Below are 17,318 nucleotides of genomic sequence, written 5' to 3'. Positions count from 1 at the left end.
AGAAGTTCGATTGTCATGCTGTTGCAGTTTGTAACACCTGCGGATTGGCGTGGAAAAATACGTGTTCGCGCACCGGGCCGACGGCAACTTCGCCGATCTCTTCGTAACCCTGCCTTTTATAGAATTCCAGATAGCGCGGGTTGCCAGTGTCGAGCACCACGCCTTGCGAGGTTTCGTCGACGGCGCACCAGTTGTGTACGGCGGTCAGCAATTGTTCGCCGAAGTGTTTGCCCTGGAACTGCGGGTGAATGCCCAACAAGGGAAGCATGTGCACGGAATCGCTGGGCACACACGCGGCGACGGCGTCGTGGTATTCCAGATAGCGTCGGGTGCAACGAAAACCGGTGCTGAGCACCATGCGCAGGCGCCACGCCCAACTCTCGGTGATGCCCAAACGCCGTTGCGGTGGCGCGATCAGGGCGATGCCGATCAGGCGGTCGTTGACCAACAGGCCGATGGCGGGCAGGTCCTGCAGAAAGTGTTGCTTGACCAGTTCACGCACCGTCGCCCGCACCCGTTGCTCGTAGCCGGGGCGCTCGGCTTCGAACAGGTAGCAGAAGGTCGGTTCGTGGCGATAGGCCTGATAAAGCAGCGAGCGGGCTTCGCGGGAATAACCGCGGTCGAGCATATGTATGTCGGCGATGGCGGTCTGGGTTTCAGGCATGACGGTGAATCTCCCCGGGGCGCGTGCAAATGGCGGCGCTCTTGTTGGTACGAACCTTTTACGGGTGGCGTGGTTCCCCACAGGTATAGACCAACTCGGGATCTTCATCGACCGGTGGGGCCTCATCGCTGGCAAGCCAGCTCCCACAGGTTTCTCTGGTGTACATGAATGTTATGAACGACGCCGACATTGTGGGAGCTGGCTTGCCAGCGATGGGGCCCTCCGGGACAACACATGTCCCACAGGCCAAAATGATTTCTCCCACACTGGCCCATCTCCCCCATGTCAGCTAGCATCGCCCTTTTGCCAGGACTGCCGACCATGAAGATCGTTTCCTTCAACATCAACGGACTGCGTGCCCGTCCGCATCAGCTGGCAGCGCTGATCGAAAAACACCAGCCGGACGTGATCGGCCTGCAGGAAACCAAGGTCCACGACGACCAGTTCCCGCTCGAAGAAGTCCGCGCCCTCGGCTACCACGTGTATTTCCACGGCCAGAAAGGCCATTACGGCGTGGCCATGCTCTCGCGCAAGGAGCCGATCGCCATCCACAAAGGTTTCGCCACCGACGAAGAAGACGCTCAGCGTCGCTTTATCTGGGGCACGTTCGCCGACGCCAATGGCGTACCGGTGACCATCATGAACGGCTATTTCCCCCAGGGTGAAAGCCGCGACCATCCGACCAAATTCCCCGCCAAGCAGCGTTTCTACAGCGATCTGCAAGCGCTGCTGGAAAGCCAGTTCCACAACGAGCAGCCGCTGGTGGTGATGGGCGATGTGAATATTTCCCCGGAAGACTGCGACATCGGCATCGGCCCGGACAACATGAAGCGCTGGCTGAAAACCGGTAAATGCAGCTTCCTGCCGGAAGAGCGCGAGTGGATGGCACGCCTGAAGAACTGGGGTCTGACCGACAGCTATCGCCACTTGAACCCGGACGTGACCGACATGTTCAGCTGGTTCGACTACCGCAGCCGTGGATTTGAGGATGAGCCGAAGCGCGGGCTGCGCATCGATGTGATTCTGGCGTCCCATGGCTTGTTGCCGCGGGTGAAGGCTGCGGGCGTGGACTACGAACTGCGCGGGATGGAAAAACCGTCCGATCATGCGCCGATCTGGCTTGAACTCAGCTGATATCAGCCAAGATCAAAAGATCGCAGCCTTCGGCAGCTCCTACATTTGGAATGCGTTCCCCTGTAGGAGCTGCCGAAGGCTGCGATCTTTTGATCTGTCATCTTTTGGTCATGCGCCTGACTTAATCTCCCCGGCAATCCCCTTGGCTTGATTCGGTGCCGGCATGACCCTGCGTGTTCTGTGCGTGTTTCTCTTGAGTGCGTGGCTGACGGTTTCTGCCGCCGCCCTGCCCCTTCCTGAAAACGGCCCCGCGCTGCGCATTCAAGGTTCCAACACCATCGGCGCCGAACTCGGCCCCGCACTCGTTGAGGGCCTGCTGCAAGAGCAAGGCCTGCTGAAAATCCACCGAGAAACCCCGGACACCGCCAACGAACTGCGCATCGTCGGCCAGACCAGCGAAGGTAAACGCGTGGTCGTTGAAGTCGCCGCCCACGGTTCCAGCACCGGTTTCACCGCGTTGAAAAATGCCAGCGCCGACCTCGCCGCGTCTTCCCGCGAGATCAAGGACAGTGAGTTACAGACCCTGCAATCACTGGGCGACCTGAAAAGCCCCGCCGCTGAACAAGTCATCGCCATCGACGGCCTGGCGATCATCCTTCATCCCGACAATCCCCTCCAACAACTGGACACTGAGCAACTGGCGCGGATCTTCGCCGGCGATGTGAAAACCTGGGAAGACCTCGGCGGGCGTGGTGGTGCGATTCATTTATATGCGCGCGATGATCAGTCCGGCACTTACGACACGTTTAAGGAACTGGTCCTGAGTCGTCGTGGGAAAAGTCTGAGCAACGCGGCGAAAAGGTTTGAGTCCAGCGAACAGTTGTCCGACGCGGTGAGTAGCGATCCGCAAGGCATCGGTTTCATCGGTTTGCCCTACGTGCGTCAGGCCAAAGCCGTGGCCATTGCTGATGGCGCATCGCAGTCGATGCTGCCGCTCAACAGCCTGATCGCTACCGAAGACTATCCACTGTCGCGGCGGTTGTTCTTCTATCTGCCACCCGACAGCAACAATCCGTGGGCAAAAGCCTTGGTGACGTTTGCGCAGAGCCGTCAGGGCCAGGTGATTGTCGCGGCAAACGGTTTTATCAGTCAGACCGTGCATGCGATGAGCGTCGCGCCGAATGCACTGATGCCCGAGGGTTATCAATCCCTCAGCCGTCACGCCCAGCGTCTGACAGTGAATTTCCGTTTTGAAGAAGGCAGCGCGAGTCTGGATAACAAGGCGCGGCAGGATCTGGCGCGGGTGATCGACTATATAAAACGTCATGACAAGACCGAGCGCGCGGTGACATTGGTTGGTTTTGGTGATGCCAAGGATGACCCGGCACGGGCAGATCTGCTGTCGAAGCTGCGGGCGATGGCGGTGCGGCGGGAATTGGTGAAGAACGGCGTGGTGTTGCGTGAGGTTCGTGGCTTTGGTGCGTTGATGCCGGTGGCGGCGAACAATGCGGATGAGGGGAGGATCAAGAATCGGCGGGTTGAGGTTTGGGTGTATTGATATCACCAGATCGTTCCCACGCTCCGCGTGGTAACGCCACCATGGACGCTCCGCGTCCACTGTGACGCAGAGCGTCACGGGATGCATTCCCACGCAGAGCGTGGGAATGATCAGGTGGATCAGCGTTCGCTACGCAACATTTCCTTCGGCACATACTTGCCGATCTCGAACTTGCCGATCGCCGCGCGGTGCACTTCGTCCGGGCCGTCGGCCAGGCGCAGGGTGCGTTGCATGGCGTACATGTAGGCCAGCGGGAAATCGTTCGACACCCCGGCCCCCCCATGCATCTGAATCGCTCGGTCGATCACCCGCAGTGCGACGTTCGGCGCAACGACTTTGATCTGCGCGATCTCGCTTTTCGCCACTTTGTTACCGACGGTGTCCATCATGTACGCCGCCTTCAGCGTCAGCAGACGTGCCATGTCGATTTCCATTCGCGAGTCGGCGATCTTGTCGACGTTACCGCCCAGACGCGCCAGCGGTTTGCCGAATGCAGTGCGGCTTACCGCACGTTTGCACATCAATTCCAGAGCCCGTTCAGCCATGCCGATCGAGCGCATGCAGTGGTGAATCCGGCCTGGGCCAAGGCGACCTTGCGCAATTTCAAAGCCGCGGCCTTCACCGAGCAAAACGTTTTCGAACGGCACACGCACGTTGTCGAACAGCACTTCGGCGTGGCCGTGCGGAGCGTCGTCGTAGCCAAACACCGGCAACGGACGGACGATTTTCACCCCGGGAGTGTCGACCGGTACAAGGATCATCGAGTGCTGGGCGTGGCGCGGCGCATCGGGATTGCTCAGGCCCATGAAGATCAGGATCTTGCAGCGCGGGTCGCAGGCGCCGGAGGTCCACCATTTTTTGCCGTTGATCACCCACTCGTCACCATCACGCACGGCGCGGGCAGCCATGTTGGTCGCGTCCGAAGAGGCAACGTCCGGTTCGGTCATGGCGAATGCCGAGCGGATTTCACCGCGCAACAGCGGTTCGAGCCAGCGCTGTTTCTGTTCTTCGTTGGCGTAGCGCACCAGCACTTCCATGTTGCCGGTGTCCGGTGCCGAGCAGTTGAACGGTTCCGGCCCGAGCAGCGAACGGCCCATGATTTCCGCCAATGGTGCGTATTCGAGGTTGGTCAGGCCGGCACCGAGTTCCGACTCAGGCAGAAACAAATTCCACAGACCCTCGGCCTTGGCCTTGGCTTTGAGCTCTTCCATGATCGCCGTCGGCTGCCAGCGATCGCCTTCGGCAACCTGGCGTTCGAACACCGCCTCGGCCGGGTAAACGTAAGTGTCCATGAACGCGGTCACGCGCTCACGCAGTTCTTGCACCTTGGGCGAATAAGCGAAATCCATGATCAATTACCTTCTTGGGCAGAGGTTGTTTAAGTCATGCAATCGATGCTAGAACAGCGCTGATAATTTACCTAGCCTATTCTCGGCGTGTATAAACATTCATCACCGATATATGATCGGCTGATTACCAGCCCTTAAATCACCGCCCTTAATAACAAGAGAAGCCGCGTTATGAATCTGAGTAAGGTCGACCTCAACCTTTTCATCGTCTTCGACGCGATCTATACCGAAGCCAACCTGACCCGCGCCGGGCAGATTGTCGGAATCACCCAGCCGGCGGTGTCCAACGCCTTGGCGCGGTTGCGCGAAACCTTCAACGATCCGCTGTTCGTGCGCACGGCTCAGGGCATGGTGCCGACGCCAATGGCGCAGAACATCATCGGCCCGGTGCGCAACGCTTTGTCGCTGCTGCGTGTGTCGGTTCAGGAAAGCCGCATTTTCAACCCGGCGCAGGCGGTCAAGACCTACCGCATCAGCATGACCGACCTCACCGAAGCGGTAATTCTGCCGCCGCTGTTCCAGCGCCTGCGCCGTCTGGCGCCGACCGTGATTATCGAAAGCTTTCTGTCCAAGCGCCGCGAGACCACCAAGGAACTGGCCGCCGGGCGTCTGGATTTCGCCGTGGATGCGCCGCTCAACACCGACCCGCAGGTGCGCCACGTCAAGCTGATGGAAGACCGTTACGTCTGTGCGATGCGCAAGGGGCATCCGATGGCAGGCAAGGAAAAGCTCTCGCTGGATGATTACCTGTCGCTGACCCATATCCATATTTCCAGCCGTCGCAGTGGTCTGGGTTATGTCGATCTGGCGCTGGGCAAAATGGGCATTCAGCGCAAAATTGCCCTGCGCTCGCAGCACTATCTGATGGCGTCGCAAGTGATGCAGCAGACCGACATGGTCATGACGGTGCCGGAGCGCTTTGCCCGTCGGCATGAGCTGCAGGCGTTTAATCTGCCGGTGAATGATGTGCCGCCAGTGGAGACGCATCTGTATTGGCATGAAAGCACTGACCAGGACCCGGCGAATCGCTGGATGCGCGAGCAGATGATCGAGTTGTGCCAGCAGGTGACGGCGCAGGAGAAGAAGCTCGATAAGGTGTAGGGCTTCTTACCGCGGCGCTGCCATCGCGAGCAGGCTCACTCCTACAATTGGTTGCATTTCTTCAGATGAAACACGGTCAACTGTAGGAGTGAGCCTGCTCGCGATGAGGCCAGCATGAACACCACAGATCATCCTTCTTGACGTAAACGTCAACCTGCCATTAGCTTAGCGCCAAGACCTTTTTTCGAGCGCTTCCATGAGCAGCCAGACTTACAGCATCTCCGACCTCGCCCGCGAGCTGGACATCACCACCCGGGCGATCCGCTTTTACGAAGAGCAAGGCCTGCTCAGCCCTGAGCGCCGTGGCCAGGAACGTATCTATTCGCCACGCGACAAGGTCAGCCTGAAGCTGATCCTGCGCGGCAAGCGCATCGGTTTCTCGCTGGCCGAATGCCGTGAACTGATAGAGCTTTACGACCCTTCCAGCGGTAACACCAAACAACTCAACAGCATGCTGGCGAAAATCAGCGAGCGCCGGGAACAATTGGAGCAGCAGTTGCTCGACATTGAGCAAATGAAGCTGGAGCTCGATACCGCCGAAGAGCGCTGCGTGCAGGCACTGGAGCAGACGCTGAAGAGCCAGCAGGCCATTCAGTAACAACCCCATTCCCTGTGGGAGCGAGCCTGCTCGCGAATGCAATTTGTCATTCGACATCTATGGTGATTGACCCGGCGCATTCGCGAGCAGGCTCGCTCCCACAGGGGGATATCCGCAGACTTCAGATAACTACAACAGGTCAACCGTCATGTCCCTCCCCTCCCAAGTACGCCTGATCGAAGTCGGCCCGCGCGATGGCCTACAGAATGAAGCCCAACCGATCAGCGTGGCCGACAAGGTGCAACTAGTCGATGCACTCAGCGCTGCCGGCCTTGGCTATATAGAAGTCGGAAGTTTCGTTTCACCGAAATGGGTCCCGCAGATGGCGGGTTCGGCCGAAGTGTTTGCACAGATCCAGCGCAAGCCGGGCGTGACCTACGGCGCACTGGCGCCGAACCTGCGTGGCTTCGAAGATGCCATCGCCGCAGGGGTCAAGGAAGTCGCCGTGTTCGCGGCCGCGTCTGAGGCGTTCTCGCAGCGCAACATCAACTGCTCGATCAGCGAAAGCCTGGCGCGCTTCGCACCGATCATGGAAGCGGCGCAACAGCACGGCGTTACCGTGCGCGGTTACGTGTCCTGCGTGCTCGGTTGCCCGTACGAAGGCACGGTCGCGCCGGAACAAGTGGCGATGGTCGCGCGCGAGCTGTATGCGATGGGCTGCTACGAGGTTTCGCTGGGCGACACTATTGGCACCGGCACCGCTGGCGCGACTCGCCGCTTGTTCGAAGTGGTGTCGGCGCAGGTTCCGCGCGACAAGCTCGCCGGGCACTTCCATGACACCTATGGTCAGGCCATGGCCAATATCTACGCCAGCCTGCTCGAGGGCATCTCGGTGTTCGACAGCTCTATCGCGGGCCTCGGCGGCTGCCCGTACGCCAAAGGCGCGAGCGGTAACGTTGCTACCGAAGACGTGGTGTACCTGCTCAACGGCTTGGGTATCGAGACCGGTATCGACCTGGACGCCTTGATTGCTGCGGGTCAGCAGATCAGCGCGGTGCTCGGCCGCCCGAGCGGTTCGCGCGTGGCCAAGGCTCGTAGCGCGCAGTGAGGGGGGAAGGTGTTACCGCTGTGTCCGGAATGTGGGTTCAAGCGAGTAACACGGAAACAAATTGTCTGGTTTCGTCGGAGTGAAAAATCTCTGAAATTTTCAAACTATTGATTTATAAGGATTTTTAAAAGTTGGCACGGCTTCTGCTATCTCTATGGCATAACAAGAATAAAAAGCAGCAAACCAATAAAAATAAGACGTACCGACTCTGACATAACAAAAACAACACGGCAGAGACGCAGCTAACAGATTTTTTTGGAGAAGGTGTGCTTTTCAGGGTGCTCTCAGGAGTGACCCGCAACCGGGCAGAGAACAATAAAACTACCTTCAGGTAGCTCCCGAATCGGTTGGATCGCTTAGCGAGAAAGTAGATCAGCGCTCAAAAAAATACGTTTGCTCTTGACCCCGGATGGGGGTCGCCAAAAACAGCGGTAAAGGGCCACGGTTGCCAAAAACAACAACAGACCGACCCTCAATAATAAAAAAGAGCACGCGACGACAAAATTAAAGGGGAGCTTCGGCTCCCCTTTGTGCTTTCTGTGATTTGTGTTTTCACCGCAAATCCATGTGGGAGCTGGCTTGCCAGCGATGGCGTCAGGTCAGCCAGCATCAATATTGAATGATCCACCGCAATCGCTGGCAAGCCAGCTCCCACAGGGGTGGTGGTTAACGCTCGATTGTTTTCAGTTCTTCGATACTGATCTCACGCATCCTGAATTTCTGGATCTTGCCCGTCACCGTCATCGGAAACTCTTCAACGAACTTGAAATGCCGTGGCGTCTTGAAATGCGCGATACGCTCCTTGCACCAGGTTTGCAGCTCCAGCTCCGAGGCGCTGTGGCCGGGGTGGAATTTGATCCAGGCAACAATCTCCTCACCGTAACGCGAGCACGGAATGCCGATCACCTGCACATCCGCCACGGCCGGATGGGTGAAGAAAAACTCCTCAAGCTCACGCGGGTAAATATTCTCGCCGCCACGAATGATCATGTCCTTGTTGCGCCCGGCAATGTTGACGTAGCCCTCCTCGTTCATGCTCGCCAGGTCGCCGGTGTGCATCCAGCCCGCGTCATCGATGGCTTCGGCGGTGGCTTGCGGATTGTTCCAGTAACCGAGCATCACGCTGTAGCCACGGGTGCACAGTTCGCCGATGGTGCCGCGCGTCACGAGGTTGCCGGCTTCGTCGATGATCTTGCTCTCCAGCTGTGGCTGGGTGCGGCCGACGGTGGTCACGCGCAATTCCAGCTCATCGGTCGGGCCGGTTTGCAGCGACACCGGGCTGGTTTCGGTCATGCCGTAAGCGATCTGCACTTCGCTCATGTGCATATCGCTGATCACCCGACGCATCACTTCGATCGGGCACGTCGCGCCCGCCATGATTCCGGTGCGCAGGCTCGACAGATCGAATTCGCCGCGTTGCGGCTGGTCGAGCATGGCGATGAACATGGTCGGTACGCCATAAAGACCGGTGGCTTTTTCTTCGGCGACGGTTTGCAGGGTCAGCAACGGATCGAAGGCATCGCTGGGGTAAATCATCGTGCTGCCGTGGGTGATGCAGCCAAGATTGCCCATGACCATGCCGAAGCAGTGGTAGAGCGGCACCGGGATCACCAGACGATCGCGCGGGGTCAGGCCGATGCTTTCACCGACCATGTAGCCGTTATTGAGGATGTTGTAGTGGCTGAGGGTTGCGCCTTTGGGGAAACCGGTAGTGCCGGAGGTGTACTGGATGTTCACCGGTTGATCAAAGTGCAGGCTTTCGCTGCGTTCGCGCAGTTGATCGGGAGAGATGCTGGTGGCCAGATCGGCCAGTTGCGACCACGGCAGAAAACCTGACGGTGGTTGCGCGTCAAGGCTGATTACCCCACGCAGTGCGGGGAGGCGTTCGCTGCGCCATTGGCCGATGGGTTGCTCGGCCAGTTCCGGCACCAACCCTTGCAACATGGCGTGGTAGTTGGAGGACTTGAACGCCCCGGCGCAGACCAGCCATTGGCAGCCGGATTGCTTGAGCACGTATTCGAGTTCGGAGCTGCGATAGGCCGGGTTGATGTTGACCAGGATCACGCCGATTTTTGCCGTAGCAACTTGGGTGACGCACCACTGCGCGCAGTTCGGCGCCCAGATACCGAGGCGATCGCCGGCCTGCAAACCCAGGGCGAGCAGCGCTCTGGCGTGCAGGTCCACCGCATCGGCCAGTTGTCGCCAGGAGTAACGCAGCTGCTGATTGCGCACGACGAGCGCTTCGCCGTCAGGGTATTGCGCGGCGGTGTGATCGAACTTCTGCCCGATGGTCATCGCCAGCAAGGCTTTGTCCTGAGATCCACGGGTATAGCTGCGCTGCGGGTTTGCACTGGGTTGATCCATGACGACCCCTATTGTCTTTATTTATGGGTTGCCGACGGTCACTTGTAGGAGTGAGCCTGCTCGCGATCTCGATCCAACTGTCAACATTTACGTCGACTGACACGACGCCATCGCGAGCAGGCTCACTCCTACAAAAACCAATCAGCTTTCAATCTTGAACTGCCCTTACTCTCGCTCAAGTTGACGTTAACGTAAAGGGTGATTGACAGCCATCCATCGCAGGCTTACGTTAACGTAAAGGTGAGAGCTGAGTGACCGCCCTCCCCACCCTACAAAAAAGCCAAAAGGTGACCCATGAGCTATCCATCCCTGAACTTCGCCCTCGGTGAAACCATCGACATGTTGCGCGATCAGGTTCAGTCCTTTGTCGCCAAGGAGATCGCTCCGCGCGCCGCGCAGATCGACAACGACAACCTGTTCCCCGCCGACATGTGGCGCAAATTCGGTGACATGGGCCTGCTCGGCATCACCGTGCCGGAAGAGTACGGCGGCGCGGGTCTGGGTTACCTGGCGCATGTGGTGGCGATGGAAGAAATCAGCCGTGGTTCGGCCTCTGTAGCGCTGTCCTACGGTGCGCACTCCAACCTTTGCGTCAACCAGATCAACCGCAACGGCAACCACGAACAAAAAAACCAATACCTGCCGAAGCTGATCAGCGGCGAGCACGTTGGCGCACTGGCGATGAGCGAACCGAATGCCGGTTCCGATGTGGTTTCGATGAAACTGCGCGCCGACAAACGCGGCGACCGCTTCGTCCTCAACGGCAGCAAAACCTGGATCACCAACGGCCCTGACGCCAACACCTACGTGATCTACGCCAAGACCGATCTGGAAAAAGGCCCACACGGCATCACCGCGTTCATCGTCGAACGCGACTGGAAAGGCTTCAGCCGCAGCAATAAATTCGACAAGCTCGGCATGCGCGGCTCCAACACCTGCGAGCTGTTTTTCGATGACGTCGAAGTGCCGGAAGAAAACATCCTCGGCGTGCTCAACGGCGGCGTCAAAGTGTTGATGAGCGGCCTCGATTACGAACGCGTCGTGCTCTCCGGCGGCCCGACCGGGATCATGCAGTCGTGCATGGACCTGATCGTTCCATACATCCACGACCGCAAACAGTTCGGCCAGAGCATCGGCGAGTTCCAGCTGATCCAGGGCAAAGTGGCCGACATGTACACCCAGCTCAACGCCAGTCGCGCCTACCTCTACGCCGTGGCCCAGGCCTGCGAGCGCGGCGAAACCACCCGCAAGGATGCCGCCGGGGTGATCCTCTACACCGCCGAGCGCGCCACGCAAATGGCCCTCGACGCGATCCAGATTCTCGGCGGTAACGGTTACATCAACGAATTCCCGGCGGGCCGCTTGCTGCGTGACGCCAAGCTGTACGAAATCGGCGCCGGCACCAGTGAGATCCGTCGCATGCTGATCGGCCGCGAACTGTTCAACGAAACCCGCTAACGGAGCTGACCATGGCTACCCTGCACACTCAGCTCAACCCCCGCTCGCCGGAGTTCGCCGCCAACAGCGCGGCGATGCTCAAACAGGTCGACGCCCTGCACACCCTGCTCGCCCAAGTGGCGCAGGGCGGCGGCGCGAAAGCCCAGGAACGCCACACCTCACGCGGCAAACTGTTGCCTCGTGAACGCATCAACCGCTTGCTTGATCCGGGTTCGCCATTTCTGGAGATCAGCCAACTGGCCGCCCACGCTGTGTATGGCGAAGACGTGCCGGCCGCTGGTGTGATTGCCGGGATCGGCCGGGTTGAAGGCGTCGAATGCATGATCGTCGCCAACGATGCGACGGTGAAGGGCGGTTCTTACTACCCGCTGACCGTGAAAAAACATCTACGCGCACAAACCATCGCGCAACAGAATCGTCTGCCGTGTATCTATCTGGTCGATTCGGGCGGCGCCAATCTGCCGCGTCAGGACGAAGTGTTTCCGGATCGTGAGCACTTCGGGCGGATCTTCTTCAACCAGGCCAACATGAGCGCGATGGGCATTCCGCAGATCGCCGTGGTCATGGGCTCGTGCACTGCCGGCGGCGCCTATGTGCCGGCGATGGCGGACGAAGCGATCATGGTGCGCAATCAGGCGACGATTTTCCTCGCCGGCCCGCCACTGGTGAAGGCCGCGACCGGTGAAGTGGTCAGCGCCGAAGACTTGGGCGGTGCCGATGTGCACTGCAAGATTTCCGGGGTCGCCGACCATTACGCCGAGAGCGACGAACACGCCCTCGCCCTCGCCCGCCGCAGCGTTGCCAACCTTAACTGGCGCAAACTCGGTGACGTGCAGCAACGCGCGCCGATTGCGCCGCTGTACGCCAGCAATGAGTTGTACGGCGTGGTCTCGGCTGACGCCAAGCAGCCGTTCGACGTGCGCGAAGTGATTGCGCGACTGGTCGACGGTTCGGTGTTCGATGAATTCAAGGCTTTGTTCGGCACCACGCTGGTGTGTGGCTTTGCGCATCTGCACGGCTACCCGATCGCGATTCTGGCGAACAACGGCATCCTTTTCGCCGAGGCCGCGCAGAAAGGCGCGCACTTCATCGAACTGGCCTGCCAACGCGGCATTCCGCTGCTGTTTTTGCAGAACATCACCGGTTTCATGGTCGGTCAGAAATACGAGGCCGGCGGCATCGCCAAACATGGCGCGAAACTGGTAACGGCCGTGGCTTGCGCGAAAGTGCCGAAATTCACCGTGATCATCGGCGGCAGCTTCGGCGCCGGTAACTACGGCATGTGCGGGCGCGCTTACGATCCGCGCTTCCTGTGGATGTGGCCGAACGCGCGGATCGGCGTGATGGGCGCCGAGCAGGCGGCGGGCGTGTTGGTGCAGGTCAAGCGTGAACAGGCTGAACGCAGTGGCCAGGCCTTCAGTGCCGAGCAGGAAGCCGAGATCAAGCAACCGATCCTCGACCAGTATGAAGAGCAGGGTCACCCCTACTATTCCAGCGCACGGCTGTGGGACGACGGCGTCATCGACCCGGCGCAGACCCGCGATGTGCTGGCCCTGGCCTTGTCCGCGTCGCTGAACGCGCCTATCGAACCGAGCCGCTTCGGCGTGTTCCGGATGTGATTTTTTGTGGGAGCGAGCCTGCTCGCGAATACGGTTTGTCAGGTAGCGGAAATGTCGACTGATACAACGCGTTCGCGAGCAAGCTCGCTCCCGCAGGAACCGTGGAGACGGATGAATATGAGTGACTTCAACACCCTCGAACTGCACAGCGACCCACGTGGCTTCGCGACGCTGTGGCTCAATCGCGCGGAAAAGAACAACGCCTTCAACGCCGAGATGATCCGCGAGCTGATCCTCGCGCTGGACAAAGTCGCCAGCGACGCCAGCCTGCGTTTCCTGCTGGTGCGTGGTCGTGGCAAGCACTTCAGTGCCGGCGCTGATCTGGCGTGGATGCAGCAATCGGCCGAGCTCGATTACCACACCAATCTCGACGACGCTCGCGAATTGGCGGAGCTGATGTACAACCTCGCCAAGCTGAAGATCCCCACAGTGGCCGTGGTGCAAGGCGCGGCGTTCGGTGGCGCGCTGGGGCTGATCAGTTGCTGTGACATGGCGATTGGCGCCGATGACGCGCAGTTCTGCCTGTCGGAAGTGCGCATCGGTCTGGCGCCGGCGGTGATCAGTCCGTTCGTGGTGCAGGCCATCGGCGAACGCGCTGCGCGTCGATATGCCCTGACCGCCGAGCGTTTCGGCGGACAACGTGCACGGGAAATCGGTTTGTTGTCCGAGAGCTATCCTGCTGCCGAACTTGATCAGCAAGTCGAACAGTGGATCAACAATTTACTGCTCAACAGCCCCGCCGCCATGCGCGCCAGCAAGGATCTGTTGCGTGAAGTCGGTAACGGCGCGCTGACCCCGGCGCTGCGCCGCTACACCGAAAATGCCATCGCCCGTATCCGCGTCAGCCCTGAAGGTCAGGAAGGCTTGCGCGCCTTTCTGCAAAAACGTCCGCCGAGCTGGCAAGCCGCAACCACCACCAAGGAGCCGCGTTGATGAGCGCACCTGTTCTCACCACCCTGCTGGTGGCCAACCGTGGCGAAATCGCCTGCCGCGTGATGCGCACTGCCAAAGCCTTGGGCCTGACCACGGTTGCCGTGCACAGCGCCACCGACCGTGAGGCGAGGCACAGCCGGGAAGCGGATATTCGCGTGGACCTGGGCGGCAGCAAAGCCGCCGACAGTTATCTGCAGATCGACAAGCTGATCGCAGCGGCCAAGGCCAGTGGCGCGCAGGCGATTCATCCGGGTTACGGGTTTCTCTCGGAAAACGCCGGGTTCGCTCGTGCCATCGAAGCGGCCGGGCTGATTTTCCTCGGCCCGCCCGCCTCGGCCATCGATGCCATGGGCAGCAAATCCGCCGCCAAAGCACTGATGGAAACCGCCGGTGTGCCACTGGTGCCGGGTTATCACGGCGAAGCGCAGGATCTCGACACCTTCCGCGATGCCTGCGAACGCATCGGTTATCCAGTGCTGCTCAAAGCCACGGCCGGCGGTGGTGGCAAAGGCATGAAAGTGGTCGAGGACGTCAGCCAGTTGGCCGAAGCCCTCGCCTCGGCTCAGCGTGAAGCGCAGTCGTCGTTCGGCGATTCGCGCATGCTGGTGGAGAAATACCTGCTCAAGCCACGTCATGTGGAAATCCAGGTGTTCGCCGATCAGCATGGCAACTGCCTGTACCTCAATGAACGGGATTGCTCGATTCAACGGCGCCATCAGAAAGTCGTCGAAGAAGCGCCGGCACCCGGTCTGTCCACGCAACTGCGGCGGGCGATGGGTGAAGCAGCGGTGCGTTCGGCACAGGCGATCGGTTACGTCGGCGCCGGTACGGTGGAGTTCCTGCTGGATGCGCGCGGTGAATTCTTCTTTATGGAGATGAACACGCGGTTGCAGGTCGAGCACCCGGTGACGGAAGCGATTACCGGTCTTGATCTGGTCGCCTGGCAAATCCGCGTTGCCCGTGGTGAAGCACTGCCGATCACTCAGGAACAAGTGCCGTTGAACGGCCATGCGATTGAAGTTCGCTTGTACGCCGAGGATCCTGCAAATGACTTCCTGCCGGCGACCGGACGTCTGGCGTTGTATCGCGAATCGGCCGAAGGGCCAGGGCGCCGGGTGGATAGCGGGGTTGAAGAAGGCGATGAAATTTCGCCGTTCTACGACCCGATGCTCGGCAAGCTGATTGCCTGGGGCGAGGATCGCGAACAGGCTCGGTTGCGCTTGTTGAGCATGCTCGACGAGTTTGCGATTGGCGGTTTGAAAACCAACATCAACTTCTTGCGGCGGATCATTGCGCACCCGGCGTTCGCGGCGGCGGAACTGGATACCGGGTTTATTCCGCGTTACCAGGAGCAATTGCTACCTGCACCGGGCACGCTGAGCGATGCGTTCTGGGCGGCGGCGGCTCAAGCGGTGGCGCAGAGCCTGCCACAACTCGCACGCCAGGATGACCCTGCTTCGCCTTGGTCACTCAATAGCGGTTTGCGTGCGGGGCTGCCGCCGGAAATCACCCTGCATTTGAGTTGCGAGGGGCAGGATCGCGCCTTGACGCTGAATGCTGCCGACCACGCCAGACTGTCCGGCGAAGCACTTATCGTCGAGCACGAGGGCGTTCGTCGTACGTTGCGTGCGATTCGCCAGGACGATGCGTTGTACCTGCAATGGGAAGGCGAGTTGCGCCGTATCGAGACGTACGATCCGATCAGCGCCGTCGAAGCCCGCCACAGCCATCAGGGCGGCCTGACCGCGCCGATGAACGGCAGCATTGTCCGTGTGCTGGTCGAGGCCGGGCAATCGGTTGAGGCCGGTGCGCAACTGGTGGTGCTGGAAGCGATGAAGATGGAACACAGCATCCGTGCGCCGCATGCCGGGGTGATCAAAGCGCTGTATTGCCAGGAAGGTGAAATGGTTGGCGAAGGCAGCGCTTTGGTTGAGCTGGAAGAAGTATGAACGGGAGGATCGATCCTACGCCTGGCGAGGATCGATCTGACTAGTAACGCGCCGTTGCCTGCACCACAACACCGATGATTCGACACTCATCGGTCAGCAGGGCTTTCGGCCACGTCGGATTGAGCGGCACCAGGTAACGCTGGCCGCCCTCTTCGTCGAGTTTGCGAAAAATCGCCTCCGTACTGTCGGGCCACTGGGCGATCACCAGTTTACCGGGCAGCGCTTCGGCGGCCGGGTCGACCAGAATCAGCATGCCTTCGGCAATGCTCTGGCCACTCGGTGCGGTCATTGAATCTCCCGTCACCGTCAACCAGAACGCCGGGCCGCGCGCGTGGTAATCCGTCAGCTCGAAGCGCTGTTTGCCGGACGCCTTGCCGTAGGACGCCGGATCGCTTTCACGCACTTCGCACGTCGTCTGCCAATCGCTGACCGGGTAACGGAAGTACGGGTTGTACTTCTGCGCCAGCGGCATCTCGTCTTCGGACGTGGGTTGCGGTTCACGGATCACCAGCACCACTTCGAGGAAATCCATGCCCAGCGCTTGCAGCACCCGGTTCATTTCAGTGATACCGGGTTCGCGACGCTTGTTCAGCCAATGGCCGATCCCGCCCTGGGACATGCCGACGCGCTCTCCGAGCTCTGTTTGAGTGATTTTGAGTTCACTCATCTTGGCCTTGACCAACTCAATCCATTTATCCATGTGCAGCACCTTACGTGGACGCCTTCGGCCAGCAAAACACATATTGTAGTATTTAAATTCTCGTCACAACTACACAGAGTACTATTCTGAAGGCACGGATTTTCAATCGACCAAGGAGTGCCCCCTCATCATGAATATCAGCAGCAAAGACTTGCCCGATCTGCAAATGGACACCACCTTCACCTCGCCCCAAGGCAATGCGGCGGCGCAACGAGCGCTGGACTATTACTTGAAACCAGCTGTGTCAGAACCTGAGGTCGACGAGCGTTTTTTCGATGTCAGGCGCCATCTCAGTGGCGAGGAAGCCCTGGTGCATGCCTCGGACCTGTTGCGCTGCGCGGCAGCCACGGCGTTCAAGGCAGCCGAAAACCTGCAAGGCGCGAGTCGCGATCTGGCATTTTCAGTGGTGCATATGGTGGATATGGCGCGGGCGATGGTCGACCATTCACTCGATGGCGATGAAGCCTGAGAAACGGAAGTGCGGGCGGACGGGAAAGAATTTTCCAATCGAGCAGGTAAAAACATTTGACTTGCAAATGATAATGATTATTATTGCAAGCAGCTGGTCGCGAGATCAGTCGATGGACCAGAGACCTTAGGTCGGTCTTCTGGACTATCTCCTCATCAGGCTAATCACGGTTTTTGACCCGGCTTTTTGCCGGGTCTTTTTTTTGCCCGTTTTTCAGGCTTATGGCTTCAGGCTAATGAAGTCTTTAGGTGCTGCAAATTCGATGGCGCGGATAATATCAAAAGAATATTGGTTGGCAAGCGAAGCCCGGCCACATTGGGGCAAACTAATGCCAATTAGCACTTGAGAATCAATCGCACAGTCTCTAAGCTGCTTGCGCGTCATGGAGGACGCCCCCCGCCACACACCGCAATTCCCCTCGGTTTCAGCCCTGC

General features: G+C 59.4%; 15 protein-coding genes. 10 read left to right on the top strand and 5 right to left on the bottom strand.

Annotated features, from left to right (window positions below):
- Nucleotides 1-13: 13 nt before the first annotated feature.
- Nucleotides 14-664: an N-acetyltransferase gene (locus CKW14_RS01540; protein WP_095124472.1), complete on the bottom strand. Its 651-nt coding sequence runs from the start codon at nt 662-664 to the stop codon at nt 14-16.
- Nucleotides 665-985: 321 nt separating this feature from the next.
- On the opposite strand from CKW14_RS01540, the gene xthA reads away from it, so the two are divergent.
- Both xthA and CKW14_RS01530 read left to right on the top strand, forming a co-directional pair.
- Nucleotides 986-1,798, top strand: a complete 813-nt coding sequence (gene xthA, locus CKW14_RS01535; protein WP_064389273.1) for an exodeoxyribonuclease III — start codon at nt 986-988, stop codon at nt 1,796-1,798.
- A 163-nt stretch (nt 1,799-1,961) separates the two neighbouring features.
- Nucleotides 1,962-3,296 (top strand): substrate-binding domain-containing protein, encoded by a 1,335-nt coding sequence (locus CKW14_RS01530; RefSeq protein ID WP_095050779.1) that lies wholly within the window; start codon nt 1,962-1,964, stop codon nt 3,294-3,296.
- Nucleotides 3,297-3,415: 119 nt separating this feature from the next.
- Here the strand turns inward: CKW14_RS01530 and CKW14_RS01520 are convergent, their stop codons facing one another.
- On the bottom strand, nt 3,416-4,645 hold the full coding sequence (locus tag CKW14_RS01520) for an acyl-CoA dehydrogenase (RefSeq protein ID WP_095050781.1): 1,230 nt from the start codon (nt 4,643-4,645) through the stop codon (nt 3,416-3,418).
- 171 nt (nt 4,646-4,816) lie between these two features.
- On the opposite strand from CKW14_RS01520, the gene CKW14_RS01515 reads away from it, so the two are divergent.
- The 3 genes from CKW14_RS01515 (at nt 4,817) to CKW14_RS01505 (ending at nt 7,392) form a co-directional block, all read left to right on the top strand.
- Entirely contained in the window at nt 4,817-5,746 is a 930-nt protein-coding gene (locus CKW14_RS01515) for a LysR family transcriptional regulator (RefSeq protein WP_016986544.1), read from the top strand.
- 196 nt (nt 5,747-5,942) lie between these two features.
- Nucleotides 5,943-6,344, top strand: a complete 402-nt coding sequence (locus CKW14_RS01510) for a MerR family DNA-binding transcriptional regulator (RefSeq protein WP_038362702.1) — start codon at nt 5,943-5,945, stop codon at nt 6,342-6,344.
- A 148-nt stretch (nt 6,345-6,492) separates the two neighbouring features.
- Nucleotides 6,493-7,392 carry a hydroxymethylglutaryl-CoA lyase gene (locus CKW14_RS01505; RefSeq protein ID WP_095124471.1) on the top strand — a complete coding sequence of 300 codons (900 nt, stop codon included), beginning with the start codon at nt 6,493-6,495 and terminating at the stop codon, nt 7,390-7,392.
- A 666-nt stretch (nt 7,393-8,058) separates the two neighbouring features.
- On the opposite strand, the gene CKW14_RS01500 is transcribed toward CKW14_RS01505, so the two are convergent.
- Nucleotides 8,059-9,756 carry an AMP-binding protein gene (locus tag CKW14_RS01500; protein ID WP_095124470.1) on the bottom strand — a complete coding sequence of 566 codons (1,698 nt, stop codon included), beginning with the start codon at nt 9,754-9,756 and terminating at the stop codon, nt 8,059-8,061.
- A 294-nt stretch (nt 9,757-10,050) separates the two neighbouring features.
- Here CKW14_RS01500 and CKW14_RS01495 point away from each other — a divergent pair, with 294 nt between their 5' ends.
- The 4 genes from CKW14_RS01495 (at nt 10,051) to CKW14_RS01480 (ending at nt 15,715) form a co-directional block, all read left to right on the top strand.
- Complete coding sequence (locus CKW14_RS01495; protein ID WP_095124469.1) at nt 10,051-11,214, top strand: isovaleryl-CoA dehydrogenase; 1,164 nt, start codon at nt 10,051-10,053, stop codon at nt 11,212-11,214.
- An 11-nt stretch (nt 11,215-11,225) separates the two neighbouring features.
- Nucleotides 11,226-12,833 (top strand): carboxyl transferase domain-containing protein, encoded by a 1,608-nt coding sequence (locus CKW14_RS01490; RefSeq protein WP_095124468.1) that lies wholly within the window; start codon nt 11,226-11,228, stop codon nt 12,831-12,833.
- Between the two features lie 117 nt (nt 12,834-12,950).
- Complete coding sequence (locus CKW14_RS01485; RefSeq protein ID WP_093434145.1) at nt 12,951-13,766, top strand: gamma-carboxygeranoyl-CoA hydratase; 816 nt, start codon at nt 12,951-12,953, stop codon at nt 13,764-13,766.
- On the top strand, nt 13,766-15,715 hold the full coding sequence (locus CKW14_RS01480) for an acetyl/propionyl/methylcrotonyl-CoA carboxylase subunit alpha (protein ID WP_095124467.1): 1,950 nt from the start codon (nt 13,766-13,768) through the stop codon (nt 15,713-15,715). Before CKW14_RS01485 ends, CKW14_RS01480 begins: the two co-directional genes overlap by 1 nt.
- Nucleotides 15,716-15,755: 40 nt before the next feature.
- Here the strand turns inward: CKW14_RS01480 and CKW14_RS01475 are convergent, their stop codons facing one another.
- Complete coding sequence (locus CKW14_RS01475) at nt 15,756-16,415, bottom strand: LexA family transcriptional regulator (protein WP_095050787.1); 660 nt, start codon at nt 16,413-16,415, stop codon at nt 15,756-15,758.
- Nucleotides 16,416-16,545: 130 nt separating this feature from the next.
- On the opposite strand from CKW14_RS01475, the gene CKW14_RS01470 reads away from it, so the two are divergent.
- Nucleotides 16,546-16,884, top strand: a complete 339-nt coding sequence (locus CKW14_RS01470; RefSeq protein ID WP_093434137.1) for a DUF6124 family protein — start codon at nt 16,546-16,548, stop codon at nt 16,882-16,884.
- A 219-nt stretch (nt 16,885-17,103) separates the two neighbouring features.
- On the opposite strand, the gene CKW14_RS29900 is transcribed toward CKW14_RS01470, so the two are convergent.
- Nucleotides 17,104-17,268, bottom strand: coding sequence for a hypothetical protein (locus CKW14_RS29900; RefSeq protein ID WP_156685516.1), 165 nt, complete (start codon nt 17,266-17,268; stop codon nt 17,104-17,106).
- Nucleotides 17,269-17,318: the final 50 nt, after the last annotated feature.

This window comes from Pseudomonas sp. Irchel s3a12 (assembly GCF_900187485.1).
Classification (GTDB): Bacteria; Pseudomonadota; Gammaproteobacteria; order Pseudomonadales; family Pseudomonadaceae; genus Aquipseudomonas; species Aquipseudomonas neuropathica.
This window is presented reverse-complemented; position numbering and strand designations above follow the sequence as displayed.

Excerpts from the sequence above, each read along its gene's own strand:
- CKW14_RS01540 (WP_095124472.1), bottom strand. The coding sequence starts at position 664 with ATGCCTGAAACCCAGACCGCCATCGCCGACATACATATGCTCGACCGC.
- xthA (WP_064389273.1), top strand. The coding sequence starts at position 986 with ATGAAGATCGTTTCCTTCAACATCAACGGACTGCGTGCCCGTCCGCAT.
- CKW14_RS01530 (WP_095050779.1), top strand. The coding sequence starts at position 1,962 with ATGACCCTGCGTGTTCTGTGCGTGTTTCTCTTGAGTGCGTGGCTGACG.
- CKW14_RS01520 (WP_095050781.1), bottom strand. The coding sequence starts at position 4,645 with ATGGATTTCGCTTATTCGCCCAAGGTGCAAGAACTGCGTGAGCGCGTG.
- CKW14_RS01515 (WP_016986544.1), top strand. The coding sequence starts at position 4,817 with ATGAATCTGAGTAAGGTCGACCTCAACCTTTTCATCGTCTTCGACGCG.
- CKW14_RS01510 (WP_038362702.1), top strand. The coding sequence starts at position 5,943 with ATGAGCAGCCAGACTTACAGCATCTCCGACCTCGCCCGCGAGCTGGAC.
- CKW14_RS01505 (WP_095124471.1), top strand. The coding sequence starts at position 6,493 with ATGTCCCTCCCCTCCCAAGTACGCCTGATCGAAGTCGGCCCGCGCGAT.
- CKW14_RS01500 (WP_095124470.1), bottom strand. The coding sequence starts at position 9,756 with ATGGATCAACCCAGTGCAAACCCGCAGCGCAGCTATACCCGTGGATCT.
- CKW14_RS01495 (WP_095124469.1), top strand. The coding sequence starts at position 10,051 with ATGAGCTATCCATCCCTGAACTTCGCCCTCGGTGAAACCATCGACATG.
- CKW14_RS01490 (WP_095124468.1), top strand. The coding sequence starts at position 11,226 with ATGGCTACCCTGCACACTCAGCTCAACCCCCGCTCGCCGGAGTTCGCC.
- CKW14_RS01485 (WP_093434145.1), top strand. The coding sequence starts at position 12,951 with ATGAGTGACTTCAACACCCTCGAACTGCACAGCGACCCACGTGGCTTC.
- CKW14_RS01480 (WP_095124467.1), top strand. The coding sequence starts at position 13,766 with ATGAGCGCACCTGTTCTCACCACCCTGCTGGTGGCCAACCGTGGCGAA.
- CKW14_RS01475 (WP_095050787.1), bottom strand. The coding sequence starts at position 16,415 with ATGGATAAATGGATTGAGTTGGTCAAGGCCAAGATGAGTGAACTCAAA.
- CKW14_RS01470 (WP_093434137.1), top strand. The coding sequence starts at position 16,546 with ATGAATATCAGCAGCAAAGACTTGCCCGATCTGCAAATGGACACCACC.
- CKW14_RS29900 (WP_156685516.1), bottom strand. The coding sequence starts at position 17,268 with ATGACGCGCAAGCAGCTTAGAGACTGTGCGATTGATTCTCAAGTGCTA.